The organism is Desulfuromonas sp. TF (assembly GCF_000472285.1).
GTDB lineage: Bacteria > Desulfobacterota > Desulfuromonadia > Desulfuromonadales > ATBO01 > ATBO01.
Genome location: NZ_KI421415.1, coordinates 61,708 through 77,455, shown reverse-complemented (window position 1 = coordinate 77,455; position 15,748 = coordinate 61,708). Strand labels below are relative to the sequence as shown.

At 59.0% G+C, this 15,748-nt stretch carries 14 protein-coding genes and 1 other RNA gene; 8 read left to right on the top strand and 7 right to left on the bottom strand.

What is annotated here, in order from left to right; translation table 11 throughout:
* Window positions 1-69: 69 nt before the first annotated feature.
* On the top strand, window positions 70-1,374 hold the full coding sequence (locus tag DTF_RS0106105) for a nitrite/sulfite reductase (protein ID WP_027714611.1): 1,305 nt from the start codon (window positions 70-72) through the stop codon (window positions 1,372-1,374).
* Window positions 1,375-1,664: 290 nt separating this feature from the next.
* Complete coding sequence (locus DTF_RS22160) at window positions 1,665-3,389, top strand: murein L,D-transpeptidase (RefSeq protein ID WP_051360993.1); 1,725 nt, start codon at window positions 1,665-1,667, stop codon at window positions 3,387-3,389.
* Here DTF_RS22160 and DTF_RS0106095 read toward each other — a convergent pair.
* Entirely contained in the window at window positions 3,373-4,548 is a 1,176-nt protein-coding gene (locus DTF_RS0106095) for a TraB/GumN family protein (protein ID WP_027714610.1), read from the bottom strand. The genes DTF_RS22160 and DTF_RS0106095 overlap by 17 nt on opposite strands.
* Before the next feature lie 178 nt (window positions 4,549-4,726).
* On the opposite strand from DTF_RS0106095, the gene DTF_RS0106090 reads away from it, so the two are divergent.
* The gene (locus DTF_RS0106090; protein ID WP_027714609.1) at window positions 4,727-4,939 is read left to right on the top strand and encodes a hypothetical protein; all 213 of its coding nucleotides are present in this window, start codon (window positions 4,727-4,729) and stop codon (window positions 4,937-4,939) included.
* Between the two features lie 70 nt (window positions 4,940-5,009).
* On the opposite strand, the gene ssrS is transcribed toward DTF_RS0106090, so the two are convergent.
* A non-coding RNA gene (ssrS, locus tag DTF_RS26000) (6S RNA) lies at window positions 5,010-5,191 on the bottom strand.
* Between the two features lie 475 nt (window positions 5,192-5,666).
* Between ssrS and DTF_RS25995 the strand changes: the two genes are divergently transcribed.
* From DTF_RS25995 to DTF_RS0106065, 5 genes are all read left to right on the top strand, one after another.
* Window positions 5,667-7,250, top strand: a complete 1,584-nt coding sequence (locus DTF_RS25995) for an ATP-binding protein (RefSeq protein WP_162148598.1) — start codon at window positions 5,667-5,669, stop codon at window positions 7,248-7,250.
* A 269-nt stretch (window positions 7,251-7,519) separates the two neighbouring features.
* On the top strand, window positions 7,520-7,858 hold the full coding sequence (locus tag DTF_RS0106080) for a P-II family nitrogen regulator (RefSeq protein WP_027714607.1): 339 nt from the start codon (window positions 7,520-7,522) through the stop codon (window positions 7,856-7,858).
* Window positions 7,859-7,888: 30 nt separating this feature from the next.
* Window positions 7,889-9,274: an ammonium transporter gene (gene amt, locus DTF_RS22155; protein WP_081702822.1), complete on the top strand. Its 1,386-nt coding sequence runs from the start codon at window positions 7,889-7,891 to the stop codon at window positions 9,272-9,274.
* An 81-nt stretch (window positions 9,275-9,355) separates the two neighbouring features.
* A complete protein-coding gene (locus tag DTF_RS0106070) occupies window positions 9,356-10,141 on the top strand; it encodes a TorF family putative porin (RefSeq protein WP_027714606.1) in 786 nt (261 codons plus the stop codon).
* A 134-nt stretch (window positions 10,142-10,275) separates the two neighbouring features.
* Window positions 10,276-10,839 (top strand): ANTAR domain-containing response regulator, encoded by a 564-nt coding sequence (locus DTF_RS0106065; RefSeq protein WP_027714605.1) that lies wholly within the window; start codon window positions 10,276-10,278, stop codon window positions 10,837-10,839.
* Window positions 10,840-10,962: 123 nt separating this feature from the next.
* On the opposite strand, the gene DTF_RS25235 is transcribed toward DTF_RS0106065, so the two are convergent.
* From DTF_RS25235 to DTF_RS0106040, 5 genes are all read right to left on the bottom strand, one after another.
* Window positions 10,963-11,892, bottom strand: a complete 930-nt coding sequence (locus DTF_RS25235; RefSeq protein ID WP_051360989.1) for a protoheme IX farnesyltransferase — start codon at window positions 11,890-11,892, stop codon at window positions 10,963-10,965.
* On the bottom strand, window positions 11,889-13,106 hold the full coding sequence (gene coxB / locus DTF_RS0106055; protein WP_027714604.1) for a cytochrome c oxidase subunit II: 1,218 nt from the start codon (window positions 13,104-13,106) through the stop codon (window positions 11,889-11,891). Before coxB ends, DTF_RS25235 begins: the two co-directional genes overlap by 4 nt.
* An 8-nt stretch (window positions 13,107-13,114) precedes the next feature.
* A complete protein-coding gene (locus tag DTF_RS0106050) occupies window positions 13,115-13,414 on the bottom strand; it encodes a cytochrome C oxidase subunit IV family protein (protein WP_027714603.1) in 300 nt (99 codons plus the stop codon).
* A gap of 83 nt (window positions 13,415-13,497) precedes the next feature.
* Window positions 13,498-14,112, bottom strand: a complete 615-nt coding sequence (locus DTF_RS0106045; RefSeq protein WP_027714602.1) for a cytochrome c oxidase subunit 3 family protein — start codon at window positions 14,110-14,112, stop codon at window positions 13,498-13,500.
* 2 nt (window positions 14,113-14,114) lie between these two features.
* Entirely contained in the window at window positions 14,115-15,746 is a 1,632-nt protein-coding gene (locus tag DTF_RS0106040; protein ID WP_051360987.1) for a cbb3-type cytochrome c oxidase subunit I, read from the bottom strand.
* Window positions 15,747-15,748: the final 2 nt, after the last annotated feature.

Below are 15,748 nucleotides of genomic sequence, written 5' to 3'. Positions count from 1 at the left end.
CTAATGCCTTGACCCCGGTTTTCGGATGGGGTATAAGGGAGCACTATTTTGGCTGAAAGGTGTACGAGTATGACGATCGACTACAACCGGCTTCGCGTCGAGGGGGTTTATAAGCAGAACGAGGAAGGGCACCTCATGTTGAGGGTCAAGGTCCCTGGAGGGGTCCTCTCCACCGAACAGGCTCTCAAGGTCTGCGATATCTCCGACCGTCTCTCCAACGGAATCCTCCACCTGACTACCCGCGGCAGCATTGAATTTCACTGGCTGGAGTACAGCGATCTCTCAGAGGCCCAGCGGATGCTGGCCGCCGTCGGGCTTACCACTCGCGGAGCCTGCGGCGGTGCTGTTCGAGGAGTCGTCTGCAGCACCACCTTCGCCGAAGGGTTCGCCGTCACCCAGGTGCTGGCCCGTAAGCTGCACCGGCATTTCGCCGGCAATCCTCACTTCGAGGGACTGCCAAAGAAGTTCAAAATAGGCGTCGATGCGGGATACGCCGGTTCCCGGCACCTGATCCAGGACATCGGACTCGTCTACGTCGGCACCGAGATCGGAGTCGACCTATACGACGTTTGGGCGGCCGGCGGTCTCGGGCGCGAGCCGATGGAGGGCTTTCTTCTGGAAGAGCGGATTCCCGAAGCGCGGCTCATCCCCCTGATCGAGGCGGCCGTCCGGGTGCACAAGGCCCACACCCCCCTCGGGCGCAGGGTCAAGCACCTGGTCAAGGACATCGGCGAGAAAAAGTTCCGCCATCTGCTCGACGAGCATCTGCAGCAGACAACCGAGTTGGATCTGGCAGACGGATTTGAAAAGCGCCTGACGCCCTTGTCCCACGGCGGACCCGGTGTACGGGTCGAAGCGGCCGTCTTCGCCGGCGAAATCACCACCTCCGTATTCCGCCGCCTGGCCAAGATCGCCCGCGACCTTGCCGATGGGTACATGGCCACTACCGCCGATCAGAACGTGGCTTTTCTACTATCCGATCCCAGCAGGAAAGAAAAAGCCGTGAAGGCCCTTGCCGAAGCGGGCTTTGCCGGCGACACACCGGAAGAGCAGACCGTTTTCCGCATCTGTCCCGGCAATCACGAATGCCGTATGGGGCTGTGTCCGACCCGGGACGTGGCGCGGGAAGTCCTCGCCACCCTGGGGAGCGGGGGGCGCACCCGTTCCTGGGCGATTTCAGGCTGCTCCAACTCCTGCGCCCAGCCCCAGCTTTCCGATTTCGGCATCCTGGCGGTCAAGAGTCTGAAGGGGGAGGATGGCGTGCGCCGGCCCTTGTTCGACTTCTACCGCCGGGAAGGAGAAGGCTTCGGAAAACCGATCCGGCAGGGCCTCTCCCTGGAGGACCTCCTGCAGGCGGTGGCCGATCTGGGCTGATCGGAACCAACCACAGACGCACAGAGACACAGAGAAATACATTTAAAAGTAAGATTTCCACGGGGTGGGGCGTCATAACGGCGCCCCATTTCCTTTTTGAGCGGGAACGATGAAGACGTAAAAAATCAGCCACAGAAGCACAGAGTTGCAGAGCCCGATAAAAAAACAAGAGACTCTTTCTGTGTCTTTAGGAGAACTAAAAATCAATATGTTCGGCGGCGGGTCGACTGCTTTTCCCTTTTCAGGTATTCTTTATTAAAGAAAGAGCCTGCAAGGAAGGAAAGTTCACAATGCTCAGACCGTCGCCTAATATTTTAAATTCAACCGCCGCGCTGCTGATCCTCATGGCATGCGCCGTGTCGCCCCCTTCGGCTTCGGGAATGTCTCTTTCGAGCCAGGTGACCGAGGAGATCCGGACCATCCTGGCCGCACCACATCCGCCCCGTCTCATCCTGGGGAGTCCCGTCTATCTCAATGATCAACTGCTTCCCGATTTCTACAGGGACCGGAATTTCCGGCCGGCGTGGATCGGTGACCTCGGTCTTACCCCCACGGCATGGGAACTGCTCGACCTCATCAGGAGTGCCGGCTTTGAAGGTCTATGTCCGGAAGATTATCACCTTTTGGAGATCGAACCGCTGGTCGGCCTGGAGAAGGATTATCGTCCGTACGGAATTCTCTTCGATCCCGGCTACATGGCCCGCCTCGACCTCCTCCTCACCGACGCCTTCTTCCTCTATGGCTCGGATCTCATGGAGGGACGTGTCGACCCGGAAGCTATCCACGAAGGGTGGCATGCCAGGCCGCGGCCGCCTGACCTGTCCAGGCTGCTTCGCGAAGCCCTGAGCGGCAGGGGGGTGAGTCCGGTCCTGGATTCCCTCGCCCCCCCCCACGAGGGATACCGGCGGCTGCGGAAGGTGCTGGAAGACTACCGCCGGATCTCCGCCTTGGGCGGATGGCAGGCGATCCCGGCGGGTCCGGTGCTTCGACCGGGAGCCCGCGACTGGCGTCTTTCCCTGCTGAAAGCCCGGCTTCGGCTCAGCGGCGATCTGACGGAGACTCCAGCTGAGCCGGAAAATTTCTTCGACGGCGAGATCAGGGAAGGTCTGATACGTTTTCAATCCCGCCACGGCCTGTCAGCGGATGGAGTTCTCGGACCGAAGACTTGGGCGGCGCTCAATATTCCGGTGGAGGAGCGTATCCGACAGATTGAGATCAACCTGGAGCGCTGGCGCTGGATGCGGCAGAACCTGGGGAACCGCTATCTGATGGTCAATATCGCTGATTTCACGCTGGAGGTAGTGGAGGAGGGGCGAAGCGTCATGTCAATGCCGGTGGTGGTTGGGACCTCTTACCGGAAAACGCCTGTTTTCTCCGCCCGTATGACCTATCTGGAGTTCGCCCCCTACTGGACGGTTCCCTCGACCATTCTGCGGGAAGACAAGCTCCCCCTGATAAAGAAGGATCCCGGCTGGCTGACGCGACACAATTATGAGATCGTTCCCTGGTCTGGGGAAACCACGGAAATCATCGATCCCGCTGTGATTGACTGGAAAAAGGTGGAGGCGAGAACCTTCCCGGGCAATCTGCGCATGAAGCCAGGCCCGCAGAATCCGCTGGGGAGGATCAAGTTCATGTTTCCGAACCGCTTCGCCGTCTATCTGCACGATACTCCGGAGAGGTACCTTTTTGCGAGAGACATCCGCTCCTACAGTTCGGGGTGCATTCGGGTGGAGCGGCCATTGGATCTGGCTCAATATCTTCTGGAGAAAGCGACGGAGTGGGATTGTGATAAGATCCTGAACGCACTGGAGGCGGACGAGCCGCTGACGGTCAACCTGCCCGCCTCCTGGCCCATCCATATCCTCTACTGGACTGCCTGGGTGGACGAAGAGGGTACGCTGCAGTTCCGCGACGACTTCTACCTGCGCGACCTTGATCTGGAATTGGCCCTGATCAGGTCTCTGGAGAAGACGAAATCCGAGTCCGGAAAGATGCTTACAGCAGGTTCTTGAGCCATCCGAAGGCGACGATCGTACCGGCGGCGGAGCCCAGGGAGGAAAAGACGAATACCAGCAGAACACGGGTCATGCGGTTGCCCCACCACCCTTTCCAGGAAACCAGGTCGTCTCCCACCCTTTCGAGATCCCTGACGGTGGGGGAGGCGATGAAAGCCTGAACGAGACCGGTGACCATTCCGGCGCCGACGGTGGGATTGAGGGAAGTGATGGGCGCCGCCACGAAAGCGGTCGCGACGGTCAGAGGATGGCCGAGGGCGACAATGGCGCCGAGGGCGGAGAGCAGGCCATTGGCCAGAACCCAGGCCAGGGCGGCGCCGGCGATCCGCTCCCGGTCGCCGAGGAAAAATCCGGCAACGAACAGTGCGACGACGACCGCCGGGATGATCCAGGGAAGGACCTTGGACATCCGAGGCTTTTCAGGAATGGTGGAAATTTCCGCCATCAGTTCCGAGGGTACATCTTCAGGCAACTGTCGGACGATTCCGGGCAGATGCGCGGCTCCCACGACGGCCACGATCCTTTTGCCGGGAGCGTTGCGGATATGATGAGCCATATACAGATCCCGCTCATCCACCAGGATGGTCTTGACCGAAGGCAGCAGTTGGCCCATCTCTTCCAGCATGGCCGAAAGAGTATCGCTCTGACGGAGACGGGCAAGCTCTTCCTCATCGAGTTTCTGCGTTTCAAAGAGGCTGGCCACGAGGGTCGAAACGAGGTTCAGCTTTTTCCAGAGGCCGGTTTTGCGCCATGCTCGAAGAAGAGTGGTGCGGATTTCCCGGTCCACCAGTTCCACCCGCATCCCCCGGTTTTCGGCCTCATCGGCGGCGGCGGCCAGTTCCGCCCCGGGCTTGACTCCGGTGTGCAGACCCATCCTTTTCTGAAAAGAGGCGAGGGCCAGGTTGGCCAGAAGGAAGGGAGCCTGTCCGTTTCGGATGACCTGTATGAGGTTGAGGTTTTCCCAGCGACTCTGATCCTTGAGGGCCTGCCGGCGCTGGAAATCCAACTCGACGCAGACGGTGTCGGGGGACTCTTCCTCAATGACCCGACGGACAGTGTCCACGGAATCCTGGGAGATATGGGCCGTCCCGACCAGAATAATTTCCTTCCCGTCGAGAAAAATGCGCTGGATGTCTGAAGAGGGCTGATCGCTCATCGAAGTCTTCTTTCCTTCAAAGTTCAAAGCGCATCATAGCATACCGCGCTTTCCTGGAAGTAGCCTTTTGTTCTAATTGCGGATTTGCCGACACTCGCCTATGCAAGGGGTCGGTCTCGAAGATATTGATTCGGTGATATAATTTTATTGTAAAGAGATGCCGAGAAAGGAGTGAATCATGAGAAAAGAGCGTTTCGATTTCGTCCGCCAGGATGTCGAGGCCGGAATAGACGCCTTTGTGATCCATCCCTCAACCCGGGAGGAAGGGCGTGTCCTGAGTTACTCCGATGACTATGTGACAGTGGAAACCAGCACGGGAGAGAAACGCTGCTGGGATTATCACGAGTGTGAAGAGATGAGTCGGAGTAAAGAGGAGTGGCCCTGGCGGTAAAAGGTGGTCAGGATTTTCCCCTCTCCAATGACGGCAGAAAGGCGTCGGATAATCCGACGCCTTTTTGCAACGGCTCTCCACGCCTGCCGTGGATCTACTGGGCCTCACAGCGAATCTAAGTGAGGTGGGATCTCTTGTGAGCATATCAGGCGTCCCACTCTTGGGCGGGCTGGCACACAACGCCCCTGAAGAAATCCCTTTGCAATATTATTCCGCCTGGGCATGGTGACCTCACCTGCAGGGTAGAGAGCACACCGTTTTTTGTGTCCTCAGTATAGGAGAAAGATGGAGCGCGGGCAAGAGAAAATCTCTTCTCCCGCTCGGTCAGCCGCAAACGCCCAGAAGGTTTATCTTTTCCCATCTGACCTCGCAGCGCAGCGAACAGCAGTATTGTTCTCTGCCGTTCAGGCGCCGCCGGATCATCGCCTGCTTTTGCCGTTTCTCCCCGCAGCATGCACAAGTCACCTGTTCCATGAATCCGCCCTCCGATTTTCAAATTATCCGTATCGCATGTCATTCTAGCAAGGCGACCGGCATTCGCAACAGTTTCCAGTCAATCTTTTTCTGCCCTGAATTTAGGCACATGATGACAAAAGGTGAGCAGAGCCGGGTCTTCGGATACACGGGCCAACGGCCTCGACGGCTGTTTTCGACCGCTTTTGCTCGCTGAGACATGGCTGGCACGTCTTATGCCTTAAACATACGGAACTGTCGGCAAGGAGAAAAAATGGCGCCCAGATCACATGGAGAGCAGGAGAAGCTGCTGCAGGCCCTTATTGATATCGGGCAGGAGCTGGCCTCCACCATCGAACTAGACGAGCTGCTGAATCGGATCCTGCGGATTTCCCGGGAGGTTTTCCGGTTTGAGAACGCCATTATCCGACTGCTTGATGCGGATCGCCAGACCCTGGTGACGGCCGCAGCCTACGGCTATGACGAAGCGGTGATTCGGCCGGAGATCAAGCTGGGTCACGGAGTCATGGGCAAGGTCGCGCAGACCGGGAAGCCGATCCTGATCAGCAATCTTGCCATCCTCCCCGACTACGTGCCGGGGATCCATGACGCGCGCAGCGAACTGGCGGTGCCGATGGTGGCCAGGGAAAAAGTGGTGGGGGTCTTCAACGTCGAAAGTCCCCTACCCGACGCCTTCCGCCGGGAAGACATCGCCCCGCTCATGACGATGGCCGCCCAGGCGGCTATCGGAATCGAAAACGCCCGACTGTATGAAAATCTCAGGACGATCTCCGGACGCTACCGCAAGCTGCACCAGTTCAACAGCCGGATATTGCGCAGTGCAAACCTGGGAATCTACACCGTCGACGACGGGATGCATATCACCTCATGGAATCACAAAATCGAAGAGATGAGCGGAGTCCGGGAGGAGGATGCCATGGGAAGGCCTCTCTTCGAACTCTTTCCCATGCTCGAAAAAGAAGGCTTCGCCGACCGGCTCCGCAAGGTCCTGCAGACCGGAGAAGCAGAAAAGATGCGCCTGGCGCATCGCGACCAGCGGGGAGACCTGCGTTTTCAGAAAAGACGCCTGGCCCCACTGATCGAGGGGGAGAAGACGGTGGGGGTGGTGGTGATCGTCGAGGACATCACCGAATTTCGGCGTCTTCTCGATCAGATCATCCAGTCGGAAAAGCTGGCGGAGGTCGGCCGGCTTTCGGCGGGTATCGCTCATGAGATCAACAACCCTCTTGCGGTCATCGCCTATGGGGCCGATCTGCTGCTGCGCGAGGAGAGCCTTTCATCCTTCCAGAAGGAACTGGTCGAACGCATCGCCGGCGAATCCGAACGTCTCCAGTCCCTGACCGGCGGACTCCTTTCCTTCTCCCGCCCCCGGGAAACGGTCGGGAACTGGACCGATCTCAACGAGATCCTCAGGGATGTGCTGCGCCTGGTGCGCTACGAGGTGAGCCGGCATGCCATCGAGCTGAAGGAGACGTACGACGAGCTTCCTCCGGTGCATGCCGATCCCAACAAACTCAAGCAGGTCTTCATCAACCTGATTCTCAATGCCTCCCAGGCGATGAAAGAAGGGGGAATCCTCCGCGTGGACACACGGCGTTCCGCAGAGGGTTGGGTGGAGGTATCCATTGCCGATACCGGCCCCGGTATTCCCGCCGCTGTCAGGGAGCACATCTTCGAGCCGTTTTTTTCCACCAAGGCGGAGGGGGAAGGTACCGGCCTGGGGCTCTACATCTGCCGCAATATCGCAGCCGAGCATGGCGGTCGCCTCTTTCTGGAGACGGAGGAAGGGAAGGGAACCGCTTTTCGTCTTCTGCTGCCAACTCATTCCCTGGACTGACTGCAGAAACGTCAGGATCACCTCGGGGTGCATAAAAAACAGGCATGATGGGAAAGGATGTCGTCTCAAGCTGCCGGATTTAAAGCGGAAGCTGTTTTGGCACGCACCGTGCTAAATGGATAAGCCAGAAAGCAGGACAAAAAAATCAATCGGTTCCGGGGACAATGACGTCTCGCTCAGGACCGCGAAAAGACAGGCAACGGCGCCCCCCTTCCAGACAGGAAGGACGGGCGCTTTTTTTATGGACTCTGGAAAGGAGAAGACAGCTTATGAGAAAGATCGAATGCATCATCAAGCCCTTCAAGCTCGATGACGTCAAAAGCGTGCTGACGGACCTGGGGATTACGGGGATGACCGTCAGCGAGGTGCGCGGTTTCGGCCGGCAAAAGGGCCACACCGAACTCTATCGCGGCGCCGAATATCAGATCGACTTCATTCCCAAGGTCAAGATCGATCTGGTGATTCCCGCCGACATGGTGGCGAAGGTTGTGGCTGCAGTGCAGAAGGAAGCCTGTACCGGCCGCATCGGCGACGGCAAGATCTTCGTCACCCCCGTCGAGCAGTCGATCCGCATCCGAACCGGTGAAAACGGTCCCGATTCCCTTTAAAACAATCGTCAACACCCAGGAGGTATTAAAATGAAACGGATTGTTTCCCTCATCTCGGCGGCGCTGGTCCTGCTCCTGCCCGCCCTGGCCCTCGCCGAGGACGCTCCCGTATCGGAGATGTCCTACATCCTCAACACCTTCTCCTTCCTGATCATGGGCATCCTGGTCATGTGGATGGCTGCCGGTTTCGGCATGCTCGAGTCCGGTCTGGTGCGCTCCAAGAACGTCGCCACCATCTGCCTGAAGAACATCTCTCTCTTCGGCATCGCCGGCATTCTCTACTACGTGGTCGGTTACAACCTGATGTATTCAGGGGTGGACGGCGGCTTCCTAGGCTCCTTCGGGCTCTGGTCCGCCGATGACGCAGCCGCCCTGGCCGGCGACTATTCCGGCAATTATGCCGCGGCCTCCGACTGGTTCTTTCAGATGGTTTTCTGCGGCGCCGCCTGCTCGGTGGTCTCCGGCTGCGTCGCCGAGCGTATCAAGATCTGGTCGTTTCTCGCCTTCTGCGTCATCCTGACCGGTATCATCTACCCGATCCAGGGCTCCTGGGGCTGGGGAGGCGGCTGGCTTTCCGAAATGGGTTTTGCCGACTACGCCGGCTCTACCATCGTCCACTCCGTCGGTGGCTGGGCAGCCCTGACCGGCGCCATCATTCTCGGCGCCCGAAAAGGCAAGTACGGCAAAGGAGGCCGGATCAATCCCATGCCCGGCTCCAATATCCCCCTGGCGACCCTCGGAACCTTTATCCTCTGGATGGGCTGGTACGGTTTTAACGGTGGCTCGGTCCTCGCTCTCGGCGATGCCGCCAGCGCCATCGAAATGTCCAACGTCATCGTGAACACCAACCTGGCCGCCTGCGGCGGGATGATCGCGGCCATGATCATGGTGCAGATTCTCTACAAAAAACTCGATGTCACCATGAGTCTGAACGGCGCCCTGGCCGGTCTGGTCTCCATCACCGCCGGCCCGGCGACTCCGTCCCTCGGTGCGGCCGTCCTGGTCGGCGCCGTCGGCGGCGTGCTGGTGGTCCTGGCGGTTCCCTTCTTCGACAGGTTGAAGATAGACGATGTGGTCGGAGCCCTTTCGGTCCACCTGGTCTGCGGCATCTGGGGCACCATGGCGGTCCCCTTCACCGACAGCGAAGCCAGCTTCGTGACCCAATTCATCGGGGTTGCGGCGACGGGCGCCTTCGTGGTGATCACCACCTCGGTCGTCTGGGTGACCCTCAAGTACACCGTCGGCATCCGCTGCAGCGAGGAAGACGAAATGCGCGGCCTGGATGTCAGCGAGATCGGCATGGAAGCCTATCCCGACTTCCAGTCTACCCACATCGGCGGTTCCGGAATCGGTGTCCCCGGCATCCCGACCCACGGTGTGGCAGGTGTGGTTGCCAAGACGGTCGAGCAATCCTGATAAATCTGGTGTGATATGTCGCCCGGCGGGGGAAGCCCCGCCGGGAAATCCCTCAAAACCGAAAGAAAAGGAGAAGTTGAAATGAAGAAGTGGAGTGTTTTGCTGATTGCTGTTCTGGTGTTTGCCGCCACCACCATGGTGCCCGCCGCGCAGGCGGTGGAAGTCGAAGGCGACGTCTATGTCGGCGTGTATGACAAGTATCTCTGGCGCGGCATCAATCTCAGCGGAAGCCAGCCTGTTCTGCAGGGAGGCGTGGATCTGAGCGCAAAGGGATTCACTGTCAGCTACTGGACCAATGTTCAGCTCTCCCATAGCTCCCAGGGTGACATCGATACCGATGGGGATGGCATTAACGACACCTCCGTTCTGGATGGTGACGAAGCAACGGAGACCGATATCATCCTCGACTACAGCTTCGATGTCAACGACCTGCTTTCGGTCAGCATCGGGGACATCTACTATACCTTCAACGTTCCCGGTTCCACGCACGAACTCTACCTCGGAGCATCGCTGAACACCCTTCTGGCCCCCTCTTTCACCGTTTACTATGATTGGGATGCTGCCAACGAAGCCGATCTCGATGGCCTGTTCTACACGGCCGCCATTGAGCACGGCTTTGAGTTAAGCGATTCCCTTGGATTGACCCTCGGAGCCCTGGCCAGCTACAATCAGGAAAGCCCGTTCCTGGGGGACTACAGCGATTTCCATAACTACGAACTGAGCGCCAGCCTCGATTATGCCCTGAGCGACAACCTCGGGCTGAGCGCCTCCTTCCTCTATTCAGACGCCCTGAGCGACGATGCCGAGGATATCGGCGCGATCGAGGATGAAACGGTGGCCGGTCTATCCATTGCCTTCAACTTCTGATCGGCTTTTTGTCGATAGATTTGCCTCCTGTCGACAAGCCGCCGCCCTTTCTGAGGGCGGCGGCATTTTTTGTGCAGAATATATTTTCGTATTCACCCTCAAACCTTCCAACGTCTAGCACGAGGTAATTGCCCATGCGAACCGCACTTGTTGTCGATGATGAACCGATGATCCGCCGTCAGGTGGCGGAAACCCTTATCCGATACGGGTTTGAGGAAATCATCGAGGCCGAAAACGGAAAAGAGGCGGTCGATCTGGCCGCCGTCCGCAAGCCCCTGCTGATCGTCATGGATGTCTCCATGCCTGTTCTCGACGGCATCACGGCTGCCGATAAAATAGGCAAAAGGAACCCGACTCCCATAGTTCTTCTTACCGGAACCGCCGATGCGGAAACGGTCGAACGGGCCCGCCTGGCGGGTGTGATGAGCTATGTGGTGAAACCCTTTCGCGAAGCACAGGTCTACGCCGCCGTCGATCTGGCCATTCATCACTTCGTCGAAGTATCCAGCCTGCGCGAGGAGGTCGCCAGTCTAAAGGAGACTCTGGAGACTCGCAAACTCATCGAAAAGGCCAAGGGAACGTTGATGAAAAACGGCCTTTCAGAACCGGAGGCGTATCGAAAGATGCAGAAGATCGCCATGGACAAGCGCAAGAGTCTCAAGGAGGTGGCCGAGGCGATTCTGCTGATGGAAGCTTGATGGCGTTGCAAAAAGTCCGCCTACGGCGTTACCGCGTTTTTTCAGGACCTCGACATACTGATGCCCTGAAAACCACCAGGCCTTGTAGGAGGAAGTTTTTGCTTAGCCATTGAGAAGAGATTCTCAGCCGATGCTGGCGGCTCGCAGCATGGCCAGAAGCAAGGGAGCGCCGACCGAAAGAAGACCGTCAAGCAGCAGAGCGGTAACGAAGATGGCGATGAACGGCTCCGGTCGACCCAGCAACAATTCCCAACTGACCGCCGTCTTCCTGCGGCGCCCAGCGGCGGCGCAAACGATGGCCCAGCCGCCGGACGTCGCACAAAGGAATTTTGCGGCGTCCTGACGAAGCGGGCCGATGGCGAGGAACCAGCAGGTGCCGACCGCCAGGGCCAGAATCCATGCAAAGGTGATGCGGCGAGCCTGGCGGGGAGTGAAAAGGCGCGCCACAGTCGGCAGGCCTGCCCGACGGTAATCGCAGCGGCAACGCCGGGCCAGAAGCCAGAAATGAGGGATCTGCCAGAGGAAGAAGATCCCGGCCAGCAGAACGATGCGGTAATCGAAAAGGGCGCCGCCCGCGGCCGTCCACCCAAGCATCGGCGGCAGGGCTCCGCACAGGGCGCCGGGGAGAAGGGCCCACGGCGTTATTTTTTTGAGCGGGGTATAGACGCCGTTGTACCAGACGATAGCGAAGACTCCGAGAACGGTGGGCACGGGACCGGTCGTAAGAAGTAGAGCCAGGGCGGAGGCGAAGAGAGCGAGGGAGACGGCGAGACCGGCACGGGGGGAGAGCAGGCCGGCCGGCAGGGGGCGGTGGCGGGTGCGTGCCATCAGGGCGTCGGTCGTCCGCTCCTGCACCTGGTTGAGGGCCGATCCTCCGGCGGCCAGGAGAAATACTCCCGAGGTCAGAACGACAGCTCCCGATGCTCCCGGATTCCAGGGATGAAGAAGGTAGCCGGCCAGGGCGGAGGCGGCGACCATGGCCGTCAAGCGGTACCGTATGAATGTCAGCAGCAGGCGCATGACTCCCTTGCGCTTCCGAGGCCGAAGCCTCACCGAAGTTCCTTGATGTAATTGACGATCGCCTCCAGCTCCTCTTCCGTCAGATCGGCAAAATCCGGCATGACCGGCGGGAATCCCCTCACGATTGCAGCCTTCGGTTGCCGGATCGACTCGCGGATGTACTCTTCATCGGCGGCAAGAGTCTGCGTTTCGCCCCCCTTCTCCACCGTCACCTCTCGCCCGAAGAGTCCCTGGAAGGTCGGTCCGACGCTCTTGCTTCCGTCCGTGGAGTGGCAGCCGAGGCATCCCTTCTCTTGCACCAGGTTTTTCCCTTCCGTCTCCGTCTTCTCCATCCCGACCTCGCCCCTGCGGAAGTATTCGACGATCTCCTCCAGATCTTCCTGCGGAATCCTTCCCTCGAAGGAAGGCATGACGGGCGGGTACCCCTTCACCAGATCAGCCTGGGGCTGAAGGATCGATTTCTCGATGTATTCGGCATCGACGGTGACGGTACGCTCCTTCCCTTCGGTGACCACCGTCACCTCTCGCCCGAAGAGCCCCTGGAAGGTGGGTCCGACGCTCTTCGAACCGTCTAGTGAATGGCAGCCGATGCACCCGTACCGGGCCAGCAGCTTTTCGCTCTCGCCCCCTTCTCCCTCGAGGGTTTCGTGCCGGAGCCACTCCTCGAAATCCTTTTCAGACATCGCTTCGACGGTGGTGATCATCGCCGAATGGCCGACTCCGCAGTATTCGGCGCAGAAGAGGTCATAGGAGCCGGGTTCGGGAGCCCGGAACCAGGCCCGGGTGGTCATTCCCGGCACCGCGTCGCGCTTGACGCGGAAGGCCGGGACATAGAAGCTGTGAAGGACGTCCTCGGAGGTGATGGACAGGCTGATGGCCCGCCCGGCCGGAATGACGAGGCGGTCCTCCGCTACGCCGTTCGGATAGGTGAAGGTCCATGACCACATGCGCGCGGTAACCTGCACCTCCAGAGCATCTTTCGGCACGTTGGTCAGGGTGGTATACCCTTGCCAGCCGTACCAGAACATGGAGAGGACGATGATGGTGGGGATGATCGTCCAGGTGGCCTCAAGGATGAGGTTGTAACGTGGACTTGGCTTGGGCTGGGGGTGGCGCTTGCGGTTGTACTTCACCAGGAACCACAACATGATCGCGGTGACACCGACCAGCATCACGATGGAAATGCCGAAAATATAATAAAAGACGGCATCGACGGCTTCGGTTGTCGATATGGCGGAAGGGTTCACGGTTTACCTCACCGGTAGAGCACGTCGAAGAAATTCAGGCCGATGAAGACGGCCAGGGTGACCAGAGCGCCAAGCAGGAAGAGCTTGAATACAAGGTTCTCGTACTTCAGGTGCATGAAAAAAAAGATGACCAGGGCCGATTTGATCGAGGCGATGGAGAGCGCGACCCAGATATTCAAGGCGCCGAGGTGAACCCGGGAGACCGCCACAGTGATCGTCGTCAGCGTCAGGAGAAGGACCCAGACAATGATGAAGGTGCGGTATCTGACGGGGGCATGCTGGTGATAGGCGTATTCCTGTTCGATCATTTCACTCCTCCCGGGGATCAGGGACAAGGAGCTGGGGACTGGAAATTCCTCTAACCCTGGTTCCCAGCCCCTAGTCCCTGTTTTTAGAGCAGCAGATAATATAGCGGAAAGATAAAGATCCAGACGAGGTCCACCAGATGCCAGTAGAGCCCCGTGTTTTCGAGCTTTATGAAGTCGTCCCGGTGCACCGAACCGGTAGCCACGTACACGGCCATGAAGGCCAGCAGGACGGCGCCGATCAGAACGTGAAGGCCGTGAAGACCGAGGGTGATGTAGTAGAGGCCGAAAAAGATGATCTCGCCGTTTTCCTTCTGGTCCAGAATCGGAGAGCCGGGGTAGATGCCGTGGCTGATCTCCGCGGACCATTCGATGTACTTGTTGATCAGAAAGACGATTCCCGTGAGGACCGATCCCCAGAGCATCCACTGGGCCAGTCTGACGCTTCCCCGCCGCAGGGCGGTTATCGAGATGGCGACGAGCAGGCTGCCGGTGAGCAGGATCACCGTATTGACCGCTCCGAGGACGATGTTCAGGTCCGCGGCCGCGGCGGCGAACTCTCTGGGGTAGCGCTGCAGATAGACGGAATAGAGAACAAAGAGCCCGCCGAAAAGGAGAATCTCGGTGTAGAGGAAAAGCCACATTCCGAGTTTGGCTCCGGCATAATCCTTCTGGACGGTCGCGTGTTCGGCTTCTTTCATGATCAGCCCTCTTGCGCCTTGTAATCCCTGGCATCGTAATCGTAGGGTCCCCGGTCGACCACCAGGTCGTCGGGGAAGTTTTCAGCCGGAGGCGGCGAGGAAAGGGTCCACTCCAGGGTGAGGCTTCCCCATGGGTTGTCTCCCGCCAGCAGGCCGGAACGGGAGCCGCGGATGATGTTGACGAACATCAGCACCAGGCCGGCAGCGAGAATCCAGGAGCCGATAGTGGCGATCATGTTGAGATCGGCATACTCGGGCAGATAATCGTAATAGCGTCGAGGCATGCCCCGCAGGCCGAGAATTTTCATGGAAAAGTAGAGGATATTGAAGCCGGCGAACATGAGGGCCCAGGCGATGGTGGCTATTTTTTTGTTGTACATCCGGCCGAAGATCTTGGGAAACCAGTAATGCATCGCGCCGAAAAAGGCGAAACCGGTGCCGCCGAACATCACGTAGTGAAAGTGACCGACGACGAAATGGGTGTCGTGAACATGGACGTCGGTGGCCGCCGAGCCGAGGATCAGTCCGGTCAGTCCGCCCAGGGAAAAGAGAAAGATGAAGCTGAGGGCGTACAGCATCGGCGGCTCGAGGGAGATCGACCCCTTGTAGAGGGTAGCCACCCAGTTGAAGACCTTGACCGCCGAAGGAATGGCGACGATGAAGGTGAGGAGCGAGAAGACCAGAATGGCCATGTCGCTCATCCCGCTGACGAACATGTGGTGCCCCCAGACCAGGGAGCCCGCAGCGGCGATTCCGAGGCTCGAAAAGGCAACGGCCCAGTAGCCGAAGATCGGCTTGCGGGCGAAGGCCGGAATGATTTCGGAGATGATTCCCATGCCGGGCAGAACCATGATATAGACGGCGGGATGGGAGTAGATCCAGAACAGGTGCTGAAACATGATCGGATCCCCCCCCTTGGAGGGATCGAAGAGGCCGGCCCCCAGAATCCGTTCGAGAACGACCAGCGACACGGTGATGGCGAGGATCGGTGTCGCCAGGAGCTGAACCCATGCGGTGGCGTAAAGCGACCAGACGAAAAGGGTCACCCGGCCCCAGGTGACTCCCGGCGCCCGCAGCCGGTGAACGGTGGTGATGAAGTTGAGGCCGGTCAGGATCGAGGAAAAGCCGAGGACAAAGACAGCGAAGGCTGCCAACGACACGTTCGTGGTGGTCTGGACGCTGAAGGGAACATAGAAGGTCCAACCGGTGTCGGGGGGGCCGCCGCCGCTGAAGAGGGAGCCCAGGGCCATGCAGGCCCCGATGATGTAAAGCCACCAGGAAAGGAGATTGAGGCGGGGAAAGGCGACATCGTTGGCGCCGAGATGAAGGGGGAGGAAAAGATTTCCGAAAATTCCCGGAACGCCCGGTATGATGAAGAGAAAGACCATGATCACCCCATGCAGGGTGAACAGGGCGTTATAGGTCTGGGCCGAGACGATCGTCTCCCCCGGCGCCATCAGCTCCAGGCGGATGGTGACACCGAGCGCCGCTCCCACGATGAAAAAGGTGAGCACCGCGTACATGTAGAGCAGGCCGATGCGCTTATGGTCGGTGGAGAAGATCCAGCCGAAGAGGCCGTTGCCGGTGGGTGCGAGAAAACCCCGGTCGATGGTGGTCGAATCGTTTGCTGCCATGG

Bases quoted from the DNA above. Each gene is read 5' to 3' on its own strand.
- DTF_RS0106105 (WP_027714611.1), top strand. From the start codon at position 70: ATGACGATCGACTACAACCGGCTTCGCGTCGAGGGGGTTTATAAGCAG.
- DTF_RS22160 (WP_051360993.1), top strand. From the start codon at position 1,665: ATGCTCAGACCGTCGCCTAATATTTTAAATTCAACCGCCGCGCTGCTG.
- DTF_RS0106095 (WP_027714610.1), bottom strand. From the start codon at position 4,548: ATGAGCGATCAGCCCTCTTCAGACATCCAGCGCATTTTTCTCGACGGG.
- DTF_RS0106090 (WP_027714609.1), top strand. From the start codon at position 4,727: ATGAGAAAAGAGCGTTTCGATTTCGTCCGCCAGGATGTCGAGGCCGGA.
- DTF_RS25995 (WP_162148598.1), top strand. From the start codon at position 5,667: ATGGCGCCCAGATCACATGGAGAGCAGGAGAAGCTGCTGCAGGCCCTT.
- DTF_RS0106080 (WP_027714607.1), top strand. From the start codon at position 7,520: ATGAGAAAGATCGAATGCATCATCAAGCCCTTCAAGCTCGATGACGTC.
- amt (WP_081702822.1), top strand. From the start codon at position 7,889: ATGAAACGGATTGTTTCCCTCATCTCGGCGGCGCTGGTCCTGCTCCTG.
- DTF_RS0106070 (WP_027714606.1), top strand. From the start codon at position 9,356: ATGAAGAAGTGGAGTGTTTTGCTGATTGCTGTTCTGGTGTTTGCCGCC.
- DTF_RS0106065 (WP_027714605.1), top strand. From the start codon at position 10,276: ATGCGAACCGCACTTGTTGTCGATGATGAACCGATGATCCGCCGTCAG.
- DTF_RS0106050 (WP_027714603.1), bottom strand. From the start codon at position 13,414: ATGATCGAACAGGAATACGCCTATCACCAGCATGCCCCCGTCAGATAC.
- DTF_RS0106045 (WP_027714602.1), bottom strand. From the start codon at position 14,112: ATGAAAGAAGCCGAACACGCGACCGTCCAGAAGGATTATGCCGGAGCC.
- DTF_RS0106040 (WP_051360987.1), bottom strand. From the start codon at position 15,746: ATGGCAGCAAACGATTCGACCACCATCGACCGGGGTTTTCTCGCACCC.